Origin of the sequence: Streptomyces sp. NPDC007088 (assembly GCF_042869355.1) — a bacterium.
In the GTDB taxonomy this organism is placed as follows: domain Bacteria; phylum Actinomycetota; class Actinomycetes; order Streptomycetales; family Streptomycetaceae; genus Streptomyces.
The window spans coordinates 1-23,572 of sequence record NZ_JBIAFO010000031.1 but is presented as its reverse complement, the minus strand read 5'-3'; the positions used below and the strand labels follow the sequence as shown (position 1 = coordinate 23,572).

The 23,572-nt window shown below is 72.1% G+C and carries 24 protein-coding genes and 1 pseudogene; 20 read left to right on the top strand and 5 right to left on the bottom strand.

Annotation, left to right across the window (positions count from 1 at the left end):
• Positions 1-84: 84 nt before the first annotated feature.
• The 14 genes from ACFYMP_RS30230 (at position 85) to ACFYMP_RS30165 (ending at position 12,755) form a co-directional block, all read left to right on the top strand.
• Positions 85-1,062, top strand: coding sequence for a hypothetical protein (locus ACFYMP_RS30230; RefSeq protein WP_388863512.1), 978 nt, complete (start codon positions 85-87; stop codon positions 1,060-1,062).
• A 96-nt stretch (positions 1,063-1,158) separates the two neighbouring features.
• The gene (gene cpaB, locus ACFYMP_RS30225) at positions 1,159-1,872 is read left to right on the top strand and encodes a Flp pilus assembly protein CpaB (RefSeq protein WP_388863510.1); all 714 of its coding nucleotides are present in this window, start codon (positions 1,159-1,161) and stop codon (positions 1,870-1,872) included.
• A 10-nt stretch (positions 1,873-1,882) separates the two neighbouring features.
• Complete coding sequence (locus ACFYMP_RS30220) at positions 1,883-3,493, top strand: TadE/TadG family type IV pilus assembly protein (protein WP_388863508.1); 1,611 nt, start codon at positions 1,883-1,885, stop codon at positions 3,491-3,493.
• A gap of 143 nt (positions 3,494-3,636) precedes the next feature.
• Entirely contained in the window at positions 3,637-3,978 is a 342-nt protein-coding gene (locus ACFYMP_RS30215) for a TadE/TadG family type IV pilus assembly protein (RefSeq protein WP_388863564.1), read from the top strand.
• Complete coding sequence (locus ACFYMP_RS30210) at positions 3,975-5,348, top strand: CpaF family protein (protein WP_388863506.1); 1,374 nt, start codon at positions 3,975-3,977, stop codon at positions 5,346-5,348. Before ACFYMP_RS30215 ends, ACFYMP_RS30210 begins: the two co-directional genes overlap by 4 nt.
• Positions 5,345-6,289: a type II secretion system F family protein gene (locus ACFYMP_RS30205; protein ID WP_388863504.1), complete on the top strand. Its 945-nt coding sequence runs from the start codon at positions 5,345-5,347 to the stop codon at positions 6,287-6,289. The genes ACFYMP_RS30210 and ACFYMP_RS30205 overlap by 4 nt, the downstream gene beginning before the upstream one ends.
• Positions 6,286-7,188 carry a DUF5936 domain-containing protein gene (locus ACFYMP_RS30200; protein WP_388863502.1) on the top strand — a complete coding sequence of 301 codons (903 nt, stop codon included), beginning with the start codon at positions 6,286-6,288 and terminating at the stop codon, positions 7,186-7,188. The genes ACFYMP_RS30205 and ACFYMP_RS30200 overlap by 4 nt, the downstream gene beginning before the upstream one ends.
• A 196-nt stretch (positions 7,189-7,384) precedes the next feature.
• Positions 7,385-8,653, top strand: a complete 1,269-nt coding sequence (locus tag ACFYMP_RS30195) for a sensor histidine kinase (RefSeq protein WP_388863500.1) — start codon at positions 7,385-7,387, stop codon at positions 8,651-8,653.
• Positions 8,634-9,371, top strand: coding sequence for a response regulator (locus tag ACFYMP_RS30190; RefSeq protein WP_388863498.1), 738 nt, complete (start codon positions 8,634-8,636; stop codon positions 9,369-9,371). Before ACFYMP_RS30195 ends, ACFYMP_RS30190 begins: the two co-directional genes overlap by 20 nt.
• Before the next feature lie 95 nt (positions 9,372-9,466).
• A complete protein-coding gene (locus ACFYMP_RS30185) occupies positions 9,467-9,658 on the top strand; it encodes a hypothetical protein (protein ID WP_388863496.1) in 192 nt (63 codons plus the stop codon).
• On the top strand, positions 9,658-10,257 hold the full coding sequence (locus ACFYMP_RS30180) for a pilus assembly protein TadG-related protein (RefSeq protein ID WP_388863494.1): 600 nt from the start codon (positions 9,658-9,660) through the stop codon (positions 10,255-10,257). Before ACFYMP_RS30185 ends, ACFYMP_RS30180 begins: the two co-directional genes overlap by 1 nt.
• 7 nt (positions 10,258-10,264) lie before the next feature.
• A complete protein-coding gene (locus ACFYMP_RS30175) occupies positions 10,265-10,888 on the top strand; it encodes a hypothetical protein (protein WP_388863492.1) in 624 nt (207 codons plus the stop codon).
• Entirely contained in the window at positions 10,888-11,517 is a 630-nt protein-coding gene (locus tag ACFYMP_RS30170; RefSeq protein WP_388863490.1) for an OmpA family protein, read from the top strand. Before ACFYMP_RS30175 ends, ACFYMP_RS30170 begins: the two co-directional genes overlap by 1 nt.
• 401 nt (positions 11,518-11,918) lie before the next feature.
• Positions 11,919-12,755, top strand: coding sequence for a class I SAM-dependent methyltransferase (locus ACFYMP_RS30165; protein ID WP_388863488.1), 837 nt, complete (start codon positions 11,919-11,921; stop codon positions 12,753-12,755).
• Between the two features lie 93 nt (positions 12,756-12,848).
• On the opposite strand, the gene ACFYMP_RS30160 is transcribed toward ACFYMP_RS30165, so the two are convergent.
• Together ACFYMP_RS30160 and mgrA are read right to left on the bottom strand one after the other, a co-directional pair.
• Positions 12,849-13,250 carry a DUF192 domain-containing protein gene (locus ACFYMP_RS30160; RefSeq protein WP_388863486.1) on the bottom strand — a complete coding sequence of 134 codons (402 nt, stop codon included), beginning with the start codon at positions 13,248-13,250 and terminating at the stop codon, positions 12,849-12,851.
• A gap of 593 nt (positions 13,251-13,843) precedes the next feature.
• Positions 13,844-14,851 carry an L-glyceraldehyde 3-phosphate reductase gene (gene mgrA, locus ACFYMP_RS30155; protein ID WP_388863484.1) on the bottom strand — a complete coding sequence of 336 codons (1,008 nt, stop codon included), beginning with the start codon at positions 14,849-14,851 and terminating at the stop codon, positions 13,844-13,846.
• A 112-nt stretch (positions 14,852-14,963) separates the two neighbouring features.
• Between mgrA and ACFYMP_RS30150 the strand changes: the two genes are divergently transcribed.
• The 4 genes from ACFYMP_RS30150 (at position 14,964) to ACFYMP_RS30135 (ending at position 20,209) form a co-directional block, all read left to right on the top strand.
• Positions 14,964-15,725 carry an isoprenyl transferase gene (locus ACFYMP_RS30150; RefSeq protein WP_388863482.1) on the top strand — a complete coding sequence of 254 codons (762 nt, stop codon included), beginning with the start codon at positions 14,964-14,966 and terminating at the stop codon, positions 15,723-15,725.
• Between the two features lie 426 nt (positions 15,726-16,151).
• Positions 16,152-17,474, top strand: coding sequence for a PhoH family protein (locus tag ACFYMP_RS30145; protein ID WP_388863480.1), 1,323 nt, complete (start codon positions 16,152-16,154; stop codon positions 17,472-17,474).
• A 460-nt stretch (positions 17,475-17,934) separates the two neighbouring features.
• Entirely contained in the window at positions 17,935-18,681 is a 747-nt protein-coding gene (locus ACFYMP_RS30140) for a lytic transglycosylase domain-containing protein (RefSeq protein WP_388863478.1), read from the top strand.
• A 121-nt stretch (positions 18,682-18,802) separates the two neighbouring features.
• A complete protein-coding gene (locus tag ACFYMP_RS30135) occupies positions 18,803-20,209 on the top strand; it encodes an AI-2E family transporter (protein ID WP_388863476.1) in 1,407 nt (468 codons plus the stop codon).
• 115 nt (positions 20,210-20,324) lie between these two features.
• On the opposite strand, the gene ACFYMP_RS30130 is transcribed toward ACFYMP_RS30135, so the two are convergent.
• Both ACFYMP_RS30130 and ACFYMP_RS30125 read right to left on the bottom strand, forming a co-directional pair.
• Complete coding sequence (locus ACFYMP_RS30130) at positions 20,325-20,858, bottom strand: alkyl hydroperoxide reductase (RefSeq protein ID WP_388863474.1); 534 nt, start codon at positions 20,856-20,858, stop codon at positions 20,325-20,327.
• 3 nt (positions 20,859-20,861) lie between these two features.
• Positions 20,862-21,416: a peroxiredoxin gene (locus ACFYMP_RS30125; protein WP_388863472.1), complete on the bottom strand. Its 555-nt coding sequence runs from the start codon at positions 21,414-21,416 to the stop codon at positions 20,862-20,864.
• Positions 21,417-21,788: 372 nt separating this feature from the next.
• On the opposite strand from ACFYMP_RS30125, the pseudogene ACFYMP_RS30120 reads away from it, so the two are divergent.
• Both ACFYMP_RS30120 and ACFYMP_RS30115 read left to right on the top strand, forming a co-directional pair.
• Positions 21,789-21,971 (top strand): annotated as a pseudogene (locus ACFYMP_RS30120) (cupin); the annotation flags it as partial.
• A gap of 154 nt (positions 21,972-22,125) precedes the next feature.
• Positions 22,126-23,085 carry a LysR substrate-binding domain-containing protein gene (locus ACFYMP_RS30115; protein WP_388863470.1) on the top strand — a complete coding sequence of 320 codons (960 nt, stop codon included), beginning with the start codon at positions 22,126-22,128 and terminating at the stop codon, positions 23,083-23,085.
• Between the two features lie 19 nt (positions 23,086-23,104).
• On the opposite strand, the gene ACFYMP_RS30110 is transcribed toward ACFYMP_RS30115, so the two are convergent.
• Positions 23,105-23,572 (bottom strand): acyl-CoA dehydrogenase family protein (locus tag ACFYMP_RS30110; RefSeq protein WP_388863468.1); only part of this gene is annotated, 468 nt, incomplete at its 5' end.

The window sequence follows — 23,572 nt, the reverse complement described above, 5'->3', positions numbered from 1 at the left end:
GAGCGGCGCCTGGATATGGTGCAGGGCGAGAGAACGGCGCACAGCCGTACGAGACCGGGCTGCCCGGGGAAGTGGGGGTGTGGAGTGACCACGGCCATCGCTGTGACGAGCCCCGATCTGGTGCTCCCCTCGCCCGACCGGCACACCCCGGGGGCCGTCGCGCTGCGCGCCGCCACCGGCGCGCCGCTGGCCGAGTCCCTGGAGGAACTGCACGGGTTACTCGAACAGCACGGCTACGTCGTCGTGCTGTACCCCACCAGCGCCGACCCCGAGACCGTGCGCCGCGTCCGCACCGCGCGCGCCGTCCTGGAGGCCGACCGGATCACCCTCGTCGGTCTCGACCTGCCGCCGCTGGGCGTCGCCCTCCTCACCCTGCAACTGCGTCAACTCTCCAGCTGCGACTTCACCCCCGGAGTTCTGGCCTCGGCGGCCCGGCTGCTCGCGCACTACGTGCACGCGGGAGCCGTCCTCGGTTCGGTCGCCCGCCTCGACCGGGTCCCGGTCTCCCTCACCTCGCACGCCAGGTCCTGGATGCCGGGCACCCAGTTCGCCGTACAGGCCCACCCCCGGCCCCAGATCGTCCGGGTCGGCCCCGAAGCCACCCTGACCGGACCGGACTTCGCCACCCGCCTCTTCCTCGCCCACGGCGGACAGCCCTCCGCGTGGCTCGGCGAGGTGCTGGCCGGGGGCTGGCAGGTGCAGTCGGTCACCGAGGTCCCGCTGCCCGCCGACTCGGCCCGCTGGTGGGGCACCGCGAAGCTCACCGAGTTCGCCGCCGGCATCCCCGACATCTCCGTCCTCTACCAGCTCGTGTCCTCCGTGCGCCGCGAACAGTGCCACTGGTGCGGCCTCGAACTCCTCGGGGACCGCTGCGGGTTCTGCGGCTCCCCGCTGTTCCCCGCCGACCAGCGCCCGCCGCGTACGCACAGCGCCCCGCGCGCCGACGTCCCCCGCACCCTCCCCACGGGCCGCGCACCGGCCCCCGCGCTCGCCCCGGTGACCCCGCCGCAGCCCTCGCACGTCCGTCTGACCCCCGCCCGCCTCAGCGCGAACGGGGACTGAAGCCGTACGGGGCGCCCCCGGGCCCGGCCCGCCGCACCCCGACCGAAGACCCCGCCCCCGTCCACCGCACCGCCCCCGAACGAGGTACCCCGGCCCATGAACTCACGTCAGCGTCGCGGCGTCGTCCTGCTGGTCCTGTCGGCCCTGTGCGCCTTCGGCGCCCTCGCCGGGGTGCTCGCGGTGGTCCGCGACGTGAACAGCAAGGTGGGCCCCGAGACGACCGCGTACCGGCTGAGGACCGACATCGCCCCGTACAAGGAGCTGAGCGAGGGCCAGTTCGAGAAGATCTCGATGCCCGAGCGCTGGCTCTCCGGGACCGCCGTCACCGACCTGGCGGCGATCCGCGGCAAGATCGCGGTCACCCAGCTGCGCAAGGGCTCCCTGCTCCAGCAGGACATGATCGTCAAGCGGCCCGAACTCGCCGCCGGCCAGCAGGAGATAGCGATCATGATCGACGCGGCGACCGGCGTCGCGGGCAAGATCGACCCGGGCGCGGCCGTCAACATCTACGCCACCTTCAAGGCCGAGAACGACAAGCAGAAGGACGAGTCCCGGCTGATCGTCCAGAACGCGAAGGTCCTCGACGTCGGCAAGCTCACCCCGCTCGACCCGCAGAACGACGACCGGGGCCGCAGGCAGGCCACGGAGGCCGTCCCCATCACCTTCGCGCTGGCCGGTGAGGACACCCAGCGCGTGGCCTACGCGGAGTCCTTCGCGACCCACGTGCGGCTCGCCCTCGTCGGGCAGGGCGCCGCCGGGGCCCCCGGCCCCACCGGCGACCGCACGTACACCCTGGACAAGGACAAGTGAGGCGACGGCCATGAGTGTGCGCATCCTGCCGGTGGTCGGCGACCTGGACGTCGCCCGCTCCCTCGTCTCCCTGCTGAGCCAGCTCCCCGAGGTCGAACCCGCGCTGCCCGTCCCGGACACCACGGCGCTCCTCGACACGCTCGCCCGGCTGTCCGCCGAGTCCCTCGAAGAACTTCCCGAGGTCGTCCTCGTCCACGCACGCGTCGGGCCGGTCCCCGCACTCGACCTGATCCGTGACGTCGTGCGGCGGTTTCCGGCCATCGGCGTGGTCCTCGTCACCGCGGACACCGGGACCGCCGTCCTGACCGCCGCGATGGACGCCGGGGCCCGCGGCATCCTCCCGCTGCCGCTCACCTACGACGCCCTCGCCGAACGCGTCCGGGCCGCCGCCGACTGGTCCGCCGGGATGCGCCGCCACCTCGGCAGCGGCGGCGACCCCTACGGCGGCAGCGGCGGCCGGCTCGTGACCCTGACCGGAGCCAAGGGCGGCGTCGGCACCACCCTGACCGCCGTGCACCTCGCGCTCGCCGCGCAGGCCTCCGGGCGCAACGTCGCCCTGCTCGACCTCGACCTCCAGTGCGGGGACGTCGCCGGCTACCTCGACGTGCAGTTCCGGCGCTCCGCCGTCGACCTCGCCGGGATCGCCGACATCACCCCGCGCGTCCTCCAGGACGCGATGTTCGTCCACCCCAGCGGCGTCTCCCTGCTGATCGCCCCCGCCGAGGGGGAGCGCGGCGAGGAGGTCACCGACCGCGCCGCCCGCCAGATCATCGGCGCGCTGCGCAGCCGCTTCGAACTCGTGGTCGTGGACTGCGGCTCCCAGCTCACCGCCGCGGGCGCCGCCGCCGTCGAACTCGCCGACCAGGCGCTGCTCGTCGTCACCCCCGACGTCATGGCGGTACGCGCCGCGAAACGCGCCGTACGCCTGTGGGACCGGCTCCAGATCCGCAAGGCCGAGGAGACCCTCACCGTCATCAACCGGCACAGCCGCGGCACCGAGATACAGCCCGCCCTCGTCGAGCGCATCACCGGCACCCGCACCGCCCGCACCACCGTCCCCGCGCACTACAAGGAGTTGCAGGGCGCGGTGGACGCGGGCCGGGTCCACGACCTCGAAGCGAAGAGCACCGTCCGCCAGGGGCTGTGGGCGCTCGCCGGGGAGCTGGGCCTCGTCAAGGCCCCCGAACGCCCCGAGGGGCGCCGCAGAAGCCGCCACGGCGAACGCTCCACCGCCGTCGCCCGCCGCCGCGACAAGGGCGACCGGGGCGCGGTGACCCTGGAGTTCGCGGGCATCTTCCCGCTGGTCCTCGTCGTCATCGGCCTGATGTGGCAGTGCGCCCTGTACGGCTACACCTACAGCCTGGTCGGCAACGCCGCCGACGAGGGCGCCCGCGCGGGCACCGCCGCGGCCGCCTCCGCCGGCGACGGCGCGGGCGCCTGCCAGGCCGCCGCCCGCAGACACCTCCCGGGCGCCTGGAGCGGCGCGAGCATCACGTGCGGCGGCTCCGGCGACGTCTACAAGGCCACCGTGAAGGCCAAGGTGCCCCTGTTCTTCCCCGGCGTCGACGGCGGCTGGACCGTCAACGGCTCGGCGGGCGCGGCCACCGAGGGGGAGCGGTGAACGGGCGCGCCGGGACGCCCCGGGCCACCGCGCGCGGGGCGGCCCGGCGCGGGACGCGCGAGCCGGGGCCGGCCGCCCGCGGGCCCCTCGCGGTCGCGCGCCGCCGGGCCACCGAGGAGCGCGCCCGCGACGCGGGGAGCGCCATCCTGGAGTTCGCCGGCTTCCTGCCCGTCCTCCTCCTGCTGGGCCTCGCCGCGATCCAGCTCGGCCTGGTCGGCTACGCGGTGAACCAGGCGGGCACCGGTGCGCGCGCCGGGGCCCGGGTCGCCTCCCAGGCCGAGGGCGGGGACGGTGTGGCCGCCGCGCACGCCGCGATGAGCGCGGGAATCAACGCCGACGTCAGCCCGGGGGGCGGCGGCGACACCACGACGTACACCGTCGCCGTGCACGTCCCGACCCTGCTGCCGTTCGTCGGCAAGGGCTGGACCGTGACCCGCTCGGCGACCATGCCCAACGACGACGCGGGGGAGGTGGGCGGACCATGAGCCTGCGGTCCAGGATCGCCGTACCGGAGGAACAGAACGGACGCGAGGACGGCCATCTGGTAGCCGGGTACCGCGCGAAACTGCTGGAGGAGATCGACCTCGCCGAGATGTCGGCGCTGTCCGCCGCGGAGCGCCGTGTCCGCCTGGAGCGGGTCCTCGGCCACCTCATCAGCCGCGAGGGCCCGGTCCTGTCCACCTCGGAACGCGCGCAGCTCATCCGCCGCGTCGTGGACGAGGCGCTGGGCCTCGGCGTCCTCGAACCACTCCTCGAAGACGCCTCCATCACCGAGATCATGGTCAACGGGCCCGACGCGATCTTCGTCGAACGCGCGGGCCGCGTCGAGCGGTTGCCGCTGCGCTTCGCCTCCCACGACCAGCTCATGCAGACCATCGAGCGCATCGTCTCCACCGTCAACCGGCGCGTCGACGAGTCGAACCCCATGGTGGACGCGCGGCTGCCCAGCGGCGAACGCGTCAACGTCATCATCCCGCCGCTGTCCCTGACCGGCGCGACCCTCACCATCCGCCGCTTCCCGCGCGTCTACACGCTGCCCGAACTCATCGGCCTCGGCTCGCTCGACGAACCCATGCTGCTGCTGCTCGCCGCGTTCGTGCGCGCCCGCTTCAACGTCATCGTCGCGGGCGGTACCGGCACCGGCAAGACGACCCTGCTCAACGCGCTGTCCGGGCTCATCCCGAGCCACGAGCGCATCATCACCATCGAGGACTCCGCCGAACTGCAACTCCAGCAGGCGCACGTCATCCGCCTCGAATCGCGGCCGCCCAACGTCGAGGGCAAGGGCCGCATCACCATCCGCGATCTGGTGCGCAACTCGCTGCGCATGCGCCCCGACCGCATCATCGTCGGCGAGGTGCGCGGCGGCGAGACCCTCGACATGCTCCAGGCCATGTCCACCGGCCACGACGGCTCGCTGGCCACCGTGCACGCCAACTCGGCGGAGGACGCGCTGATGCGGCTCCAGACCCTCGGCTCGATGTCCGAGGTGGAGATCCCCTTCGAGGCGCTGCGCGACCAGATCAACTCGGCCGTCGACGTCGTCGTCCAGCTCAGCCGCTTCGCCGACGGCTCCCGCAAGATCACCGAGATCGCGCTGCTCACCTCGCACGGCCGCGAGACCTTCCGCACCACCACGGTGGCCCGTTTCGTACCGAACCCCCTCGCCGCCGACCGGATCGTACGGGGCACCTACTACCACCTCCCGGTGCCCCGCGCCGTCGCCGACAAGCTCTACCTGGCGAGCGAGCCCCTCCCGCCACCGTTCGGCGTGGCCGAGGACAACGCACCGGGCCCAGGCGAGGACGCACGCCACCGCCTCACGCCGGACGGGACGAGGGAGGCCGGGGCATGAGCGATCCCACGGTGCTGCTCGCGCTCGGCGCCACCGCCGCGGCGGGCGCGCTGGCCGTGGCCGGTCTGCACACCTGGGCGAGCGGCCGGGCCGGGCGCGAGGCCCTGGTCGACCGGCTGGCCGGGGACTCTCACCTCGGCGGTGGACCCGCCCGCTCCCGGCGCCTGGCCGGACTCGACCGCGCGGTACGCCGCACCCGCCCCGGCCGCTCGATCCACAGGCGCGTGTCGGCGACCGGACTCCCCCTCTCCACCGGCGAGTTCGTGCTCTACACAGTGCTCGCCCTGGCCGTCCTCTGGTTCGCGGCGACCGTGGTCCTCGCCCCGTTCTTCGGCCCGATCGCCGCGCTGACCGGGGCGTGGGCGGCGATGGCCTTCCTCAACTGGCAACGCGCCAAACGCATCGAGGCGTTCATCAACCAGCTCCCCGAGGTCGCCCGCCTGCTGGCCAACGCGACAGCGGCCGGACTCGCCCTGCGCACCGCCCTCGCGATGGCCGCCGAGGAACTGGAGAACCCGGCGGGCGAGGAACTGTCCCGGGTCGCCGACCAGTTGTCCCTGGGCCGCTCCATCGACGAGACCCTGGACGAACTCGCGCGACGACTGCCCTCCCGCGAACTCGTCGTCCTCGTCACGACGCTCGTGCTGTCCAACAAGGCGGGCGGCACGGTGGTCGGCTCACTGCGCAACCTCACGGTCACCCTGGAGGAGCGCAAGGAGACCCGCCGCGAGGTGCGCACGATGCTGTCCGAGGTCAACGCGACGGCCTTCACCGTCCCGGCCCTGGGCCTCGGCTCACTGCTCCTGATCAACTCGCAGAACGACGGCGCCCTGCACCGCGTGACCAGCTCCGCGATCGGGCAGGTACTCATCCTCCTGTCCCTCGGCCTCTACACGGTCGGCTTCTTCGTGATCCGGCGCCTCGGAAGGATCGACGTATGAGCACCGCCACCACGGGCCTCCTGCTCGCCGTCCTGATGGCCGCCGGCGTCGGCGGCATGCTGCTGGGCCTGCGCATGTACCGGGCCGAGACGAAACTCCCCGAGGACCTCGCGGTGGCCCTGGAGGTCGGCGCGAGCCGGGTGCGCGCCACCGAATCGGCCGTGGACCGCCTCGGCATGCGCTTCGCGCCGACCGTACTGCGCCTCATGGGACCGCGCCGCGTCGACGCGAAACGCCGCCGCATCGACATGGCGGGCAACCCGGGCGGGCTCACCATCGACCGGTACGCCGCCCGCCGCGCCGTCTACGGCGTCTTCGGCCTCCTCATGGCGGCTGTCTTCGCGACCTACGGCTCCCCGCTCTTCGCCCTCCTCACCCTCGGCTTCGGACTCCTCGCGGCGGACGCCACGATCTGGCAGGCGGTACGCGAACGCCGCGAGGTCATCGACCGCACCCTGCCCGACTTCCTCGACGTCCTCGCCGTCGTCGTCAGCGCGGGCCTCGGCTTCCGGCAGGCCCTGGACCGGGTGGCCGAGAAGTACGAGGGCCCGTGGGCGTACGAACTGCGCATCACCCTGCGCCAGATGGACATGGGCGTCAGCCGCCGCCACGCCTTCGAGGAACTGCGCCGCCGCAACAGCTCCGAACAGGTCGCCCAGTTCGTCTCGGCGCTCCAGCAGGGCGAGGAACTCGGCTCGCCCATCGCCGAGACGCTCATCCAGATCGCGAACGACATGCGCCGCACCGACGCGCAGAACGCCCGCCGCCGCGCCGCGAAGACGATCCCCAAGGCCACCATGGCCACCCTCGTCTTCATGCTCCCCGCGACCATGGTCCTCATCGCCGCCGGAATGTTCCTCGGCTCCGGCTCCGACCTCGGATCGATCCTCGGCGGGTGAGACGAGCATGAAGACGACCCACGAGCGGGGCCCGCGCACCGGGACGACACCGCCGCCCCCGCGCACCCCCCGGACCGGCGGCGTACCGGCACCGCGCCGCCCGGCACGGCCCGCGCCCCCCGGTGGACCGGGCACGTCACCCCGTGACCGGACCGCGGCTCCCGAGCAGAGCGGACCGCCCGCCCCGAGCCTGCGGGTGCGCACGAACGCCCTGCAGTCCCTGTGCCGGCAGGTGATCGGGGCCCGGCTCGTGGTCGTCGCGATCGGGGTCCCGTTCGCCCTGCGGCACGCGACGGACGGGCTGCCCCGCGCCCTGGTGCTCACCGCCTCCGTCCTCAGCCTCATGGGCTCCTACGCCGTACTGCGCGACTGGGAGCGCGTGGGCCCGCGCGTCCTGCGCCACCCCACCCTCCTCGGCCTGGACCTGGCCCTGGCCTCGGTCCTCCTGCTCACCGCCTCGCCCGACTCGCCGCTCGGCTACGCGACGGTGGCGACGCCCCTGCTCGCGGGCCTGCTGTACGGCTGGCGCTGGGCCGCCGCCTTCACCGGCGCCCAACTCGCGATCCTGCTGACCGTGTTCCGCGCCTGGGACCCGGAGACCGTGACCGTCTCCGCGACCCTCCTCATCGGGGGCTTCTGCGTGGCCTCAGGAGTCCTCGGAGCCACCCTGCGCACCCTGGTCTTCCGGGTCGTGGCGGCCTCCGCCGCCCTCGCCGAGACGGGGGAACGCCTGGCCGTGGCCGAGGCCCTGTCCACCGAACGCGCGCGCCTCGCCAGGGAGATGCACGACACGGTCGCGAAGACGTTGCACGGAGTGGCCCTGTCCGCCGAGGCGCTCGCCAGGACGGACGACCCGGCGACGGTACGCCGCCAGGCGGCCCTGGTGGCCCGCTCCGCCCGCAGAGCGGCCACCGAGTCCCGCACCCTCCTGGCCGACCTCCGCCGCCGCACGGGCGCGGCAGGGGACCACCCGGAGTACGCCGAGGTCAACGTGGGCGAGGAACTGTCCCTCCTGCTCGCCGAGTTCACGGACCGCACGGGTACGCCCGCGACCCTCACCCTCCAGGCACCGGCCCCGCCGCTCCCGGCCTGGGCGGCGAGGCAACTCCTCCAGATCGCCGGCGAAGGGCTGGAGAACGCCCACCGGCACGCCTCGGCGACCCGGGTGGAGATCGCGTACGGCCTGAGCGCGACCGGCGTCCTGTCCCTGACCGTCCGCGACGACGGGAGGGGCCTGCCGCCCGGACTGTCCCTGAAGGACTCCCGAGGGCACGGTCACTTCGGCCTGCTCGGCATGGCGGAACGCGCGCAGGCGCTCGGCGGGACCCTCCGGGCCGGCCGCCCCGGGCAACCCGCCCACAGCCCGGGAACGGAGATCCACGTCGAACTCCCCGTCCCGGTACCAGGCCCGGCCCGCTTTCCTCCCCCGGGAGAGGAGGCGGCCCATGCGCTCCCCGGCCCCTGACCCGGCGGCCCCCGACGGGCGCGGCCCGCTGCGCATCGTGGTCGCCGACGACAACCCCGTGGTCCGGGCGGGCCTCAAGGCTCTCCTGGAGGGCCGCGCCGACCTGTCGGTGGTGGCGGAGGCGGCGGACGGCCGCACGGCCCTCGCGGTGACCACGTCGCACCGCCCCGACGGCGTACTCCTCGACCTCCGCATGCCGGTGGTCGACGGCCTGACGGTCCTGCCCCAACTGGCCCGGGTCGCCCCCGTCCTCATCCTCACCTTCGGAAGGGAACCGGCCCTGCACGCGGAGGCGGTACGACGCGGAGCCGCCGGCTGCCTGGTGCACGGAGACTTCACCGTGGACCAACTGGTCGCCGCAGTACGAGAGTTGACGCACATCCGTCCGCAGCCGGGCCGCCCCGGAAGGCCAGGCGTCTCGACTCCCCCCACCCCCCCTCCAAACCCTTCGCACCTGCAACGCCCCATGAGACTCTCGTACGGAATCGGGAGGCCCGCCCTCGTGGGGCAGCTGAGCGCGCGGGAGGAGGAGGTCATGGACCTGATCGCGGCCGGTATGAACAACCGCCAGATCGCCGCGACCTGCTTCATCAGCGAGAAGACGGTGAAGAACCACATCAACCGCATCTTCGCGAAGTTGCAGACGTCAACGAGGAGCGAGGCGATCGCCCGCTGGCTGGGTACGGCGCACCCGGCCCTGGGAGGCCCCCATGCCTGACACCTCCGGTTGGGCCCACGGGCCCTCCCCGACCCCCACCCCCGGCACTTACGGTCACGGTGCCATGACCGTAAGCACACCGGAAGGCCCCTCCGATGAAGCGACCCACCCTCTGGCTCCTCACCCTCCTGACCCGCCTCAGGCGAGACGACGGCGCGGGCTTCGTCGAGTACGCCGGCCTTCTGATCATCATCGCGGGGATCTTCGTGCTGATCGACGGGCTGGGGCTGGACGGGATGATCTCCGGCGCCATTCTCGACGCGGTGAGCAGCGTCGTTGGAGGCTGATGAGGTGCGGACCCAAGGACGAGGGCCAGGTTCTGCCCTTGTATGTGTGGGTGGCTGGGGCCATTCTTTTCGTCGCCTTCGCGTTCTTTGTCTTTGCTCAGGCCGCTGTTGCCCGTAACTCCGCTCAGTCGGCGGCCGACGCGGCTGCTCTTGCCGCTGCGCAAGAGGGCCGTGACGAACTGATGGACGATTTTATCGATGTAGTTGATGGTGCCCCATTGCAGGACTGGCTGGCGGGGGACGGCCTAACGGGAGCCGGGGCCGAGCGGGCCGCGCAATCATTGGCCGCTACCAATAACTCAAAGGTTACTGATGTCGGGGCAGTCGCAGTCGACGGTTCTCCCGGGTTTCGGGTAGCCGTTCGATCGCTGAAGTCGGTTGGGCGCACGATTTTGCCCGGGACCGAGAGTAAGTACGCCGAAGCGCATGCTACTGCTGTGATCCGGCCTCGCTGTGCAGTGGGTGGGGGTAAGGAGGGCACGGACTCGCTGAGTTTCATCTGTACTGGAGGCCGGTCTTTTTCTTTTGACCCCCGGAAATTTGATCCAGAGGACCTCCCCGATGCATCCACTATATTTGCGGTGCACCTTGCTGAATGAATTGTGTTTGGACAGGAAAAGGATTGTCATGAAAAGGCACAGGAGGAAGTCCGGCAACACTGCGCTCGTGGCGGCGGCCCTCACCGCCGCGATGAGTCTCTCGCTCGGCGCCTGCGGTGACTCCGGCGACAGCGACGGCGGAGCGGAGAAATCAACTGTGCCTTCTTCTTCGGCTGCCAGTGGAAAACAGGGCGCGCCGTCGGAGACGCCGTCAGAATCAACCGGGGACAACATTCTGGCTGAGGTCCGGGGTGAGAACGGGATTACCCTCAAGATCACCGCAGCGACTAGGGACAACTCCGGCTTCGTCACGGTCTCAGGTTCAGTCGCCAACGGCACCGGGAGGGGGTGGACTGGCGCTAACTGGACCGGGGACGAGAAGGAACTCGTCAACAACGGTGGGTCGATGGCGGGCGCCAGCCTGGTGGACGGGGCTGAGAAGAAGAGGTACCTCATACTTCGGGATACCGAGGGAAGGTGCCTGTGCACGAAGTTCACCGGAGGGCTTCTTCGCGGTAGGACCACCGACTGGTACGCCCAATTCCCCGCCCCCCCCAAAGAAACCACCACCGTGACCTTCCAGGTCGGCGCCATGCCCCCCGCCGAGATCCCCCTCACCGAGGCGCAGTGATGAGGCAGGCCGGCGGAGTGACCCTCCTCGCTGCGGTCACCGTGTTCGCCCTCTCCGTCCCCCCGCTCGCCGTGGCCGACGACGGTCCCAGCGTCCCCCCGGGGAGCACCACGACCTCCCCGCCGCCGAAGGTCGACGGGCACAGTCCCGGGCTGAAACTCGCCGACGGGGCCGCCCTCGCCCCCGCCAAGGTGCTGGACATCAAGTCGGTGGTCGAGGACCTCGGCGGTGAGGAGCGCCGCGAGGACACCAACACCGACGTGAAGTTCGCGCTCCAGGCCGAAGTCCTCTTCGACAAGGACGAGTTCGATCTGAACCCGGCCGCCCGGGGACGTATCCAGGCCATCGCCGACGAGGCCAAGGCCCAGCGGGCCCGGACCATCCGCGTCTTCGGCTTCACCGACAACCTCGGCTCGTACGAGCACGGCAAGGTCCTGTCCAAACGCCGGGCCGACGTCGTCCACGACGAACTCGCCGCCGATCTCGGCTCCGACGTCACCTTCGAGGTCCGCGGCTACAGCGAGGACTACCCCATCGCCGACAACTCCTCCGAGCAGGGCCGCAAGAAGAACCGCCGGGTCGAGGTCTCCTTCCCGCGCGGCGGCGCCGGGGCGGGCCCCGGCAGCTGACTGACCGCCGACGCGGACCGGCGGGCCTCACCCGGGACGCGCGGGCAGCCGCCTGCCTCCGAGCTGCCTCCGAGGTGACGTCTCGTCCCACTTCGAGGTCGACGCCGAAGGCCAGGCGTTTCGCCTGGCCTTCGGCGTCGGCCCCGGACGGCCTCCGGTCGCGGCCGCCTCCCCCGCCGATCACGGGACCCGGTACGGGATCACCGAGGAACCGTCCGTCCAGGAGGGGGAGGGACGCGATCCGGCACCACTCACGGGCGAGGAGTGCGAAGCGGTCCGGACGAGCGCGCGGCGGCGGCTCACCGCTCAGCCACCCTCAGCCACCCTCCGACCCCCGGCGGGCCCCGGCGGCCCCCCGGAAAGCGGTGGAGCCCGGAACCGCCCGGTGTGACCATGGCCCCATGGCCGAACCGACACCGACGCCCGCACGGACCCCCGCACCGCCACCCGCGCCCACACCGGCGACGTCCTCCTCCCGCGCCTTCGAAAGCCTCGTCGCCGAGGCGGATGCCGCGCCCGTCGACGGCTGGGACTTCTCGTGGTTCGAGGGGCGGGCCACCGAGGCGCGGCCGTCCTGGGGGTACGCGCGGCTGATGGGGGAGCGGCTGGCGCGAGCCGGTACCTCGCTCGATCTGGAGACCGGCGGGGGAGAGGTGCTCGCCTCGGCGCCCGCCGTCCCGCCCCGCGCGGTCGCCACCGAGTCCTGGCCGCCGAACCTCGCCCGCGCCGCCGCCCGGCTCCACCCCCTGGGCGTCACCGTCGTCGGCACCTCGGGTGACCGCCACGCGCTGCCGTTCGCGGACGGTGCCTTCGACCTCGTCACCTCGCGGCACCCCGTCAGTACGGACTGGACGGAGATCGCCCGCCTGCTCGCCCCCGGCGGTACGTACTTCTCGCAACAGGTCGGGCCGGCCAGCGCCTTCGAGGTCGTCGAGTTCTTCCTCGGGCCCCAGCCCGCGCGCGTACGCGAGGCGCGCGATCCCGGGGTGGCCCGGCGGGAGGCGGAGGCGGCCGGGCTGGAGGTCGTGGAGCTGCGGTCCGAACGGCTGCGCATGGAGTTCTCCGACGTCGGCGCCGTCGTGTACTTCCTGCGCAAGGTCGTCTGGATGGTGCCCGGCTTCACCGTCGAGCGGTACCGGTCCCGCCTGCGCGACATGCACGAGCTGATCGAGCGCGAAGGGCCCTTCGTCGCGTACAGCGCGCGGTTCCTCATCGAGGCCAGGAAACCGCACGTCTGAGCCCGCCGCCCCGGAGCGGCGCCGCGCCCGGGTCCCGGCCACCGCACCGATGTCTCATCGTTGTCCCGCCCCCTTCCCCCGGGCCCCGGCACCTCATAGGTTCAGACCACCCGCGATCTCCACACTCGCCCCCCGCTCCAGTCCCCAGACCGCCATCGCGCCCGCCTCCGCCTCCAGGACGTGGCGGGCGGCCGGGCGGGGCAGGCCCAGGCGGCCCGGACGCATCGTGCGGACGGCGAGGACGCGCAGGTGGGCGTCCAGGAAGGCCACGTCGATCGCGAAGCGCATGCCCAGGGTGTGCACCCCGTGGGCCGGGCTCAGCAGCAGGGCGCCGTCGATCCCGTCCCGGCCCAGCAGTCCGCGGGCGCGGGCGCGGGGGCTCGCGGCGATCTCCAGCGGGACGAGCGGGCCCGCCGCGCCGGACACCCGCCGTACGCGCAGGGTCCCCTCCGTCGCGGCGCCCGACGGTCCGCCGCCGTCCGTGCTCCTCGTCATGCGGCGACCGTAGCGAGCCCGGCGCGCCCCCGGCGGCCGCTTCGGTCAAGTCGGACGCCCTCCGGTCCCCCGTGTGGGTGCGTGGACGGCGCGCCGGGGCTCCGCGGCGGCCATGTGGCGGAAAAACGGCAGAAACGTGCGGGTAAGGGCTGAGAACGGCGCGAAACGCACAGCCCGGGGTCGTCGGGCGAACTCGGAGAGTAGTTCCCGGGTGTCGATGTCCCCGTCTTCCCTCACGAAGGGTTATGGTGGAACACCCCCCCTCGGGCCGGTCCGTACCCCCCCACGGACCGGCCCGTTTTCTTTACCGGGGTCGCGTTCCGCATCCACGCGCATCCGCGTCCGCGCGCATCCGCGTCCACGCGCATCCGCGTCCACGCGCATCCGCATCCGCGCGTTTTCCGCGTTCGTACGCACCGGTGCCCGGCGCACCGGTGCCCGGCGCACGCCGGAGGGCCGGACCCCGCATCGGGGTCCGGCCCTCCGCTCGTCTGCCGCCGCCGTCACCGTCGCCCGGGGGCGGCACTCCGCGACGCCCCCGAGGTCCTGCCCTCGCGCGGCCTCAGGCGGTCGGTGCCGTCACCAGGCCGGCGTCACCAGCTCAGCGTCAGCTCGTCGATCTTCTTGAGCTCGTCCCCGGTCAGCTCCGGCGCCGACAGCGCCGCGACGTTCTCGTCGAGCTGCCGCGTGCTGGACGCGCCGATCAGCGCGGAGGTCATCCGGCCGTCCCGCAGGACCCAGCTCAGGGCGAGCTGCGCGAGCGACTGCCCGCGTCCCCGGGCGATCTCGTCGAGCGCGCGCAGCTTGCCGACCCGCTCCTCGTTGAGGGTGGCCGGGTCCAGGGACTTGCCCTGGGTGGCCCGCGAGCCCTCCGGGATGCCGTTCAGGTACTTGCCGGTGAGCAGCCCCTGCGCGAGCGGCACGAAGGAGATGCAGCCCATCCCCGCCGTCTCCAGCGTGTCGAGCAGCGCGTCCTTCTCGGTCCAGCGGTCGATCATCGAATAGGCCGGCTGGTGGATGAGCGCGGGCACGCCCATCTCCTTCAGCAGCCGCGCCGCCTCGGCGGTCCGCTCCGCGCTGTACGAGGACACGCCGACGTACAGCGCCTTGCCCTGCTGGACGGCCGTGGCCAGCGCGCCCATCGTCTCCTCCAGGGGAGTGTCCGGGTCGTAGCGGTGCGAGTAGAAGATGTCGACGTAGTCCGTCCCCAGGCGCTTCAGGGAGGCGTCGAGGGAGTTGAGCAGGTACTTGCGGCCGCCCCACTCGCCGTACGGCCCCGGAGTCATCCGGTAGCCGGCCTTGGTGGAGAGGACCAGCTCGTCGCGGTACGGCGCGAAGTCCTGGGCGAAGAGCTTGCCGAAGTTCAGCTCGGCCGAACCGGGCGGCGGGCCGTAGTTGTTCGCCAGGTCGAAGTGGGTGATGCCGAGATCGAAGGCGTGCCGCAGGATCTCGCGCTGCGAGTCCAGCGTGCGGTCGTCGCCGAAGTTGTGCCAGAGGCCCAGGGAGACGGCGGGCAGCAGCAGCCCGCTACGTCCCGTGCGACGGTACTGCATGGAGTCGTACCGGCCTTCAGCCGCACGATAGAAAGCGTTGTCTGACATGCGGGGAGCCTAAGCCAGGGCCCCGGCACCCGACGTCCTGACCCCCTTCGAACGGCGGTAGGGTGTCGCCTTCGGGAGTGCCTTTGCATGCCGCACGGAGGGGCTGACAGACGTGAACATGCGCGACCTGGTGTACCGACTCTACGCGCGCCGGGTGGGAGGGCGGCTCGATCACGAACAGGTCCCCAAGCACATCGGGCTCATCCTCGACGGCAACCGGCGCTGGGCCAAGGCGTCCGGCGGCACCACCGCCCAGGGACACCAGGCGGGCGCCGAGAAGATCGAGGAGTTCCTCGGCTGGTGCGCCGAGACCGACGTCGAGGTCGTCACCCTGTGGATGCTCTCCACGGACAACTTCGACCGCCCCGAGTCCGAGCTGATCCCCCTGCTCGGCATCATCGAGAACACCGTACGGGCGCTGGCCGCCGACGGCCGCTGGCGCGTCCACCACGTCGGCACCCTCGACGTCCTGCCCGACCGCACCCGCACCACCCTCAAGGAGGCGGAGGCGGCCACCCACGACAACACCGGGATACTGGTCAACGTCGCCGTCGGCTACGGCGGGCGCCAGGAGATCGCCGACGCCGTGCGCTCCCTCCTGCTGGACGCCGCCGCCAAGGGCACCACCTTCGAGGAACTCGCCGAGGCCGTCGACATCGACCTCATCTCCGAGCACCTCTACACGCGCGGCCAGCCCGACCCCGACCTCGTCATCCGCACCAGCGGGGAGCAGCGCCTCTCGGGCTTCATGCTCTGGCAGAGCGCCCACTCGGAGTACTACTTCTGCGAGGTCTTCTGGCCCGCGTTCCGCAAGGTCGATTTCCTGCGCGCCATGCGCGACTACGCCGCCCGGCACCGCCGCTACGGCGGCTGAGCCCCCGCGCCCCTCCCCGAACCTCCCCTCACGGTTCCCCCGGCCGCCGTACCGGCCCGGGGAGACGTCACCCGAGCGCGCCCGGACATCACTCGTTCACCCACGCGCCGTCAGCCCGTCGCGCATGACCGGGCTCCGCGCCGGGAATAGCTCCCCCAGGCCGGTATCCGACCCACGGACACCGGATCTCAGCGGGCGGCACCGCGCCGTCCGCCCGGGAGGCCCGTTGCGCCAGGACGACCGAGCGGTGCTCACTCTCACAGCCGGCCGCGCGCCGGCCGGTCGCCCCACCCGCGCCCAGGCGGCGCCCTCCGGTCCCCTTTCCCACGGGAGCCCCACGACGGCCGCGCCGTGCCCACGCACGCCCGCCGCCGCTCACCGCGGTGCTCCCGCTCCCCGTCCTCGTCCGAGGGGGTATGTCCTTCCGTGGTGACCAGCACGCAGCGCCGTAAGCCCGACCGGCGCACCTATGTAATCGACACCAGCGTCCTGCTGGCCGACCCCAACGCCGTGCACCGCTTCGACGAGCACGAAGTCGTGCTGCCGATCGTCGTGGTGACAGAACTGGAGGCCAAGCGGCACCATCCGGAACTCGGCTACTTCGCCCGGGAGGCCCTGCGCCTGCTGGACGACTTCCGGGTCAGGTACGGAAGGCTGGACACCCCCCTCCCGGTGGGGGACATCGGCGGCACCCTGCGGGTCGAGCTGAACCACTCGGACCCCTCCGTGCTGCCCTCGGGCTACCGCCTCGGCGACAACGACTCGCGCATCCTCGCCGTGGCGCGCAACCTCCAGGCCGAGGGGCACGACGTCACCGTCGTCTCCAAGGACCTCCCGCTGCGCATCAAGGCGTCCTCGGTCGGTCTGCTCGCCGAGGAGTACCGCGCCGAACTGGCCATCACGGACTCCGGCTGGACCGGGATGGCCGAGCTGAACCTGCCCGCCGAACAGGTCGACCTCCTCTTCGAACAGGAGACCGTGCACGTCCCGGAGGCCGCCGGCCTGCCCGTGCACACCGGGCTCACGCTCCACTCCGAGCGCGGGAAGGCCCTCGGCCGGGTCACCGCCGAGGGGGACGTGCGCCTGGTCCGCGGCGACCGCGAGGCCTTCGGCATCAAGGGGCGCAGCGCCGAACAGCGCATCGCCCTCGACCTGCTCCTCGACCCGGACATCGGCATCATCTCGATGGGCGGCCGGGCCGGCACCGGCAAGTCCGCGCTCGCGCTGTGCGCGGGCCTCGAAGCCGTACTGGAGCGCCGGCAGCACAAGAAGGTGATGGTCTTCCGCCCGCTGTACGCGGTCGGCGGGCAGGAACTCGGCTACCTGCCCGGCTCCGAGTCGGAGAAGATGAGCCCGTGGGCGCAGGCCGTCTTCGACACCCTGTCCGCCGTGACGAGCCGTGAGGTCATCGACGAGATCGTCGCGCGCGGGATGCTGGAGGTGCTGCCGCTCACCCACATCCGGGGCCGCTCCCTGCACGACGCCTTCGTGATCGTGGACGAGGCGCAGTCCCTGGAGCGCAACGTGCTGCTCACGGTGCTCTCCCGGATCGGCGCCGACTCGCGCGTCGTCCTCACCCACGACGTGGCGCAGCGGGACAACCTGCGGGTGGGCCGGTACGACGGAGTGGTCGCCGTCGTGGAGAAACTGAAGGGCCATCCGCTGTTCGCCCACGTCACCCTGACCCGCTCGGAGCGCTCCCGGATCGCCGCGCTGGTCACCGAGATGCTGGAGGACAACCGGATCTGACCGGCCCCGGCGGGAGCGACGACTCCCGTACCGGCCACAGCAGTTGAAGAAGCCGCCCGGCAAAAGGCAAAGAGCCTAGCCGGGCGGCTTCGTGTTGCGCCCCCGTATCCAGGAAAAACACGCCGCAAACTGCGTGTGACCTATCCCACGCAACGGGGAATTGCCTACCGGCGTCTGCTTCCGGCAGAGTCTTCAGCCGTCAGGCCCCGCACACAGCAACTGCCTCAAACGGCACGTGAATCTCCCCCCGCCCACCAGCGGAACGAGCGTCACGGGCCCCCCAACTTCACAGAGACGGCTGTGTGCCACCCGTGCGACAGGGGGCGGTTTCCTCGCGAGGACGCGGTGGAGGCGCCCATCGGGTCCGTGCCTCCCGTGACCACGAGCGAGGGAGGCCAGCGCCAGGGGCAAGATCGCGCCCGCGAGGTCACCTATGCGGGCGACGCTGGAAGGAAACCGTGTGAGCCGGATCTCGGTCCGGGGATTCGCGGTGGCTTCGGCCACCGCGGTCACCACCGTCGGAGCCGTAGTCGGTGTCGCCGCGGGCGACACCGGTCAGCAGCAGCCCTCGAACGACTTCGAGGCGGCCTCGGCAGGTGACGCGACCCTCCTCGCAGACATTCCCTCGGGCCAGCAGGCCCGGGTCCAGACGGCCACGCTGACGCAGCAGGCGGACGCGCAGGCCGACGCCGCGGACATCGCGGCCCGTAAGTCGGCGGAGGAATCGGCCCGCAAGAGCGCGGCGGAAGCGGCGACGGCCAAGAAGGAAGCGGCGGTCAAGCAGGCCGCCGCCGAGGCCAAGGCCAAGAAGGAAGCGGCGGAGAAGCTCGCCAAGGAGCGCGAGGAGGCCAAGAAGCAGGCCGCCAGCCGCTCCGCGACGCGCGACGCCTCGTCGTTCCCGGTCCAGGGCTCCTACAGCACCGCACAGGTCCAGGCGATGGCCCGGCAGATCGTGCCGGCCGACCAGTTCCAGTGCTTCAGCAACATCGTGAACCACGAGTCCTCGTGGAACTACCGTGCCACCAACGCGGGAAGCGGCGCCTACGGGCTCGTGCAGGCGCTGCCCGGCTCCAAGATGGCCTCGGCCGGAGCCGACTGGCAGACCAACCCGGCCACCCAGATCAAGTGGGGCCTGAACTACATGGACGGCCGCTACGGCAGCCCCTGTGGAGCCTGGTCCTTCTGGCAGGCCAACAGCTGGTACTGAGGCCGCGGCGTTCACCGTTCTGGCCGTCCGAAACCCCTCACCGGTCCGGTGGGGGGTTTCGGCGTGTACCGTCAGGGGTCGGCCTCGGGGTGCCACGCGATTAACGGGGAACAAGGACGCCATGCCAAAACCGCCGGCCTGGATGGGGCACTTCGGTGACCGCATCACGCACATAGGCAAGCAACTGGACGAGAGACGTGCCGCCGCGCGGCGAGCCGAGGACGAGGACGGATACGTTCCTCCGCCACCCGGTCACGCCGTGGTCGCCACGACCGCCCAGGTGCCGCCGCCGCCCGACTACGCGCCCGCGGTACGGCCGCGCCCCGATCCGGTGGCCGCCGTGCCCTGGGGCGTACGGGTCGCCGCCGAGGCCGGCTGGCGGCTGCTCGTGCTGGCGGCGACCGTCTGGGTCCTGATGAAGGTCATCAGCGCGGTCCAGCTGGTCGTGCTCGCCTTCGTCGCCGCACTGCTCATCACGGCGCTGCTCCAGCCCACCGTCGCCCTGCTCACCCGCAGGGGGGTGCCCCGGGGGCTCGCCACCGCGCTGACCGCGCTGCTCGGCTTCATCGTCATCGGGCTGGTCGGCTGGTTCGTGGTCTGGCAGGTGATGGAGAACATCGACAACCTCTCGGATCAGGTCCAGGACGGGATCGAGGAGTTGCGGCGCTGGCTGCTCGACAGCCCGTTCCACGTGACCGAGGACCAGATCAACGACATCGCCAAGAGCCTGCGGGAGGCGATCGGCAGCAACACCGAGTCGCTGACCTCCGCCGGCATCGAGGGCGTGACCGTCGTCGTCGAGGCGCTCACCGGCATCCTGCTCGCCGCCTTCTCCACGCTGTTCCTGCTCTACGACGGCAAGCGGATCTGGGCCTGGTGCCTCAAGCTCGTGCCCGCCGCCGCCCGTCCCGGGGTCGCCGGGGCGGGGCCGCGCGCCTGGCACACCCTCACCGCGTACGTGCGCGGCACGGTGATCGTGGCGTTCATCGACGCCGTCTTCATCGGCATCGGGATCTACTTCCTGCACGTGCCGATGGCGGTGCCGCTGGCCGTCTTCATCTTCCTGTTCTCGTTCATCCCGCTGGTCGGCGCCGTCGTCTCCGGAGCGCTGGCCGTCGTCGTGGCGCTGGTGACCCAGGGCGTGTTCGCGGCGCTCATGACGCTCGTCGTGGTACTCGCCGTGCAGCAGATCGAGGGCCACATCCTGCAACCCTTCATCCTGGGCCGGGCGGTGCGGGTGCACCCGCTGGCCGTGGTGCTGTCCGTCGCGGCGGGCAGCATGATCGCCGGCATCGGCGGGGCCGTCGTCGCCGTACCGCTCGTCGCCGTCCTCAACACGGTCGTCGGCTATCTGCGCAAGTACGCGCGGGAGGCCCACCCGCTGCCCGTGGACGGCGGGGGAGAGGTACCGCAGCAGGCGGTGGCGGCCACCTCCGTCGCCGCGCCGTCCCCGCAGCCGCAGCCGCAAACCGCGCCGGAGGCGCGGGACACGGACGCCGAGCCCGGCGCGCGCGCCGGGTCGGACTGAGGCGGCCGGCCCCCGCGCACACCGAGAGAGCCCCGGACACACGGTCCGGGGCTCTCTCGGTGGTACGGGCTCCCGCGGCCGCCGCGACGCGCGGGCGGCACACGGGGGGCGGGGCTCAGCCGGCCAGGACGTCCTCGGAGTCGAGGGTCACGCCGACGGCCTGGATCACCGAGGCGACCTTGACGGCCTCCTGGATGGTCTCGCGCTCGACGCCGGCCTTGCGCAGCACCTGCTCGTGCGAGTCGAGGCACTGACCGCAGCCGTTGATCGCGGAGACCGCGAGGCACCACAGTTCGAAGTCGGTCTTCTCCACGCCCGGGTTGCCGATGACGTTCATCCGCAGACCGGCCCGCAGGTTCCCGTACTCCGGGTCGGAGAGCAGGTGGCGGGTGCGGTAGAAGACGTTGTTCATCGCCATGATCGCCGCGGCGGACTTGGCGGCGGTGTACGCCTCGGCCGACAGCTTCTCCCGGGCGGCCGGCTCCAGCTCGCGCAGCACCCGCGGCGAGCGCGAGGCGATCGCGCAGGCCAGGACGGTGCCCCACAGCTGCTGCTCGGGCAGGTCGGAGTTGCCGATGACCGAGCCGAGGTTCAGCTTCAGGTCCTTGGCGTAGTCCGGTACGGCGGACTTCAGTTCATCGAGGGCCATGGGTCACTCACCGGCCAGCAGCGCGACCGGGTCGAGGGTCTCCTCGCCGGACTTCCAGTTGCACGGGCACAGCTCGTCCGTCTGGAGGGCGTCGAGGACCCGCAGGACCTCCTTGGGGTTACGGCCCACGGAACCGGCGGTCACCATCGTGAACTGGATCTCGTTGTTCGGGTCGATGATGAAGACGGCGCGCTGCGCGAAGCCGTCCTCGCCCTCGACACCGCACTCGCGCATCAGGTCGTGCTTGGAGTCGGCGAGCATCGGGAAGGGCAGGTCGGTCAGGTCCGGGTGGTCCTTGCGCCAGGCGTGGTGCACGAACTCGGAGTCACCGGAGGCGCCGAGGATCTGCGCGTCACGGTCGGCGAACTCGTCGTTCAGCTTGCCGAAGGCCGCGATCTCGGTCGGGCACACGAAGGTGAAGTCCTTCGGCCAGAAGAACAGCACACGCCACTTGCCCTCGTAGGACTTGTGGTTGATCTGCTCGAACTCCTTGCCCTTCTCGAGCGAGACACACGCGGTGAGGTCGTAGGACGGGAACTGGTCACCGACGGTCAGCATTGCACTCCTTGACGTCGCATGCCCCGATATGGGGCTTACGTAGAGGTTGGGCTGCGCCCACCTTCGCACGGAGGTCATTCATCACGGAAATTAGGGAGGGTGGTGTCATTGATCGAGTTTGCCTATCGCCGTGGCGGGTGCGGGTGCGGGTGCGGTGCGAGCGCCGGGGCTCATCGCCGCGCCTCCCCGTCCCCGCGCGGTCCCGCGTCCCGGGCCGCCCCGGCCAGGGCGCGGACGAGGGCGGTTTCCGCGGCGGTGGGCCAGATCAGGGCCCAGCTGCTCGTGGTCGTCCTGATCTCCGCCGCCCTTCTCTTCGCGGCCTGATCCCCCGCCCGGGACGGGCACCACCCCGCAGCCCCGGGAGGCACGCCCATGTCCTTCGTCCACCCCGGCTCCGGCCGGTCCCACGTCGTGCGCGAGGCCGAGGCCGAGGTCGTCGGGCACGCCCCGGCCTCCGTGCGCCTGCTGGCCGACAGCCGCGCCACCGGCGGCGCCCTGTCCACCCAGCGCGTCACCCTCGGCAAGGGCGCGGACGGCGTGAGCCCGCACCGTCACGCCGGGGCGCGGGCGCGGACACCGGGCGTACGGGGGTGAGCGCGTGAGGTGGGGGGCGCGGGATTGATCGTGCGCGCCGGTTAGGATCGGGCGGGATTAATCGGCCCGGCCTATTAACCCCGCCCCAGCCCCCACCGATACGGAACGCGCACCAGTGAGTACGGGAGCAGCCCTCACCGCCGGAAACCGCAGGCGGCAGCCGAGCCTCGCCCAGTTGCGGGCCTTCGCCGCCGTCGCGGACCACCTCCACTTCCGGGACGCGGCCGCGGCGATCGGGATGAGCCAGCCCGCGCTGTCGGGTGCGGTCTCCGCGCTGGAGGAGGTCCTGGGCGTCACCCTCCTGGAACGCACGACCCGCAAGGTGCTGCTCTCCCCGGCCGGTGAGCGGCTCGCCGTACGCGCCCGCGAGGTGCTCTCCGGGGTCTCCGCGCTGCTGGAGGAGGCCGACGCGGTGCGCGCGCCCTTCACCGGGCCGCTGCGGCTCGGCGTCATACCCACGGTCGCGCCCTACCTCCTGCCGGCCGTGCTGCGGCTGGCCGCGGAACGCTATCCGGACCTCGACCTCCAGGTGCACGAGGAGCAGACCTCCTCGCTGCTGGACGGACTCGGCGCGGGCCGCCTCGACCTGCTGCTGCTCGCGCTCCCCGTACCCGGTCAGGGGCACGTCGAACTCCCCCTGTTCGACGAGGACTTCGTGCTCGTCACCCCGCGCGGCCACTGGCTGGGCGGCCGGGAGGGGCTGCCGCGCGAGGCGCTGCGCGAACTGCCCCTGCTGCTCCTCGACGAGGGGCACTGCCTGCGCGACCAGGCCCTCGACGTCTGCCGGGAGGCGGGCCAGGACCGCGGCCCGGTGACGACGACGGCTGCGGGGCTCTCGACGCTCGTGCAGCTCGTCGCGGGCGGCCTCGGCGTGACCCTGCTCCCGCACACCGCCGTCCAGGTGGAGACGGCCCGCAGCGAGCGGCTCCTCACCGGCTACTTCGCCGACCCGGCCCCCGGGCGCCGGGTCGGTCTCGTGATGCGCGCCGGCTCCGCGCGGACCGAGGAGTTCGCGGCGCTCGCCGAGGGCCTGCGGGAGGCCCTGTCCGCGCAGCCCGTACGGATCGTGCGCTGACCGCCCGTCCGCCGGGTGGTTACGGCAGGTTGCGGGCCATGACGATGCGCTGGACCTGATTGGTGCCTTCGTAGATCTGGGTGATCTTGGCGTCGCGCATCATGCGTTCGACGGGGTAGTCGCGGGTGTAGCCGTAGCCGCCCAGGAGCTGGACGGCGTCGGTGGTGATCTCCATCGCGGCGTCGGAGGCGTAGCACTTGGCGGCGGCGCCGTAGAAGGTCAGGTCGCTGTCGAGGCGTTCGGACTTGGCGGCGGCGGCGTAGGTCAGCTGGCGGGCGGCCTCCAGCTTCATGGCCATGTCGGCGAGCATGAACTGCACGCCCTGGAAGTCGCCGACGGGCTTGCCGAACTGCTTGCGTTCGCGCACGTAGCCCTTGGCGTAGTCCAGCGCTCCCTGCGCGATGCCCAGGGCCTGGGCGGCGATGGTGATGCGGGTGTGGTCGAGGGTCTTCATCGCGGTGGCGAAGCCGGTGCCCTCCGCGCCGAT

Coding starts and splice junctions, on each gene's coding strand:
- cpaB (WP_388863510.1), top strand. CDS start 1,159: ATGAACTCACGTCAGCGTCGCGGCGTCGTCCTGCTGGTCCTGTCGGCC.
- ACFYMP_RS30220 (WP_388863508.1), top strand. CDS start 1,883: ATGAGTGTGCGCATCCTGCCGGTGGTCGGCGACCTGGACGTCGCCCGC.
- ACFYMP_RS30210 (WP_388863506.1), top strand. CDS start 3,975: ATGAGCCTGCGGTCCAGGATCGCCGTACCGGAGGAACAGAACGGACGC.
- ACFYMP_RS30205 (WP_388863504.1), top strand. CDS start 5,345: ATGAGCGATCCCACGGTGCTGCTCGCGCTCGGCGCCACCGCCGCGGCG.
- ACFYMP_RS30200 (WP_388863502.1), top strand. CDS start 6,286: ATGAGCACCGCCACCACGGGCCTCCTGCTCGCCGTCCTGATGGCCGCC.
- ACFYMP_RS30190 (WP_388863498.1), top strand. CDS start 8,634: ATGCGCTCCCCGGCCCCTGACCCGGCGGCCCCCGACGGGCGCGGCCCG.
- ACFYMP_RS30185 (WP_388863496.1), top strand. CDS start 9,467: ATGAAGCGACCCACCCTCTGGCTCCTCACCCTCCTGACCCGCCTCAGG.
- ACFYMP_RS30180 (WP_388863494.1), top strand. CDS start 9,658: ATGAGGTGCGGACCCAAGGACGAGGGCCAGGTTCTGCCCTTGTATGTG.
- ACFYMP_RS30170 (WP_388863490.1), top strand. CDS start 10,888: ATGAGGCAGGCCGGCGGAGTGACCCTCCTCGCTGCGGTCACCGTGTTC.
- ACFYMP_RS30165 (WP_388863488.1), top strand. CDS start 11,919: ATGGCCGAACCGACACCGACGCCCGCACGGACCCCCGCACCGCCACCC.
- ACFYMP_RS30160 (WP_388863486.1), bottom strand. CDS start 13,250: ATGACGAGGAGCACGGACGGCGGCGGACCGTCGGGCGCCGCGACGGAG.
- mgrA (WP_388863484.1), bottom strand. CDS start 14,851: ATGTCAGACAACGCTTTCTATCGTGCGGCTGAAGGCCGGTACGACTCC.
- ACFYMP_RS30135 (WP_388863476.1), top strand. CDS start 18,803: ATGCCAAAACCGCCGGCCTGGATGGGGCACTTCGGTGACCGCATCACG.
- ACFYMP_RS30130 (WP_388863474.1), bottom strand. CDS start 20,858: ATGGCCCTCGATGAACTGAAGTCCGCCGTACCGGACTACGCCAAGGAC.
- ACFYMP_RS30125 (WP_388863472.1), bottom strand. CDS start 21,416: ATGCTGACCGTCGGTGACCAGTTCCCGTCCTACGACCTCACCGCGTGT.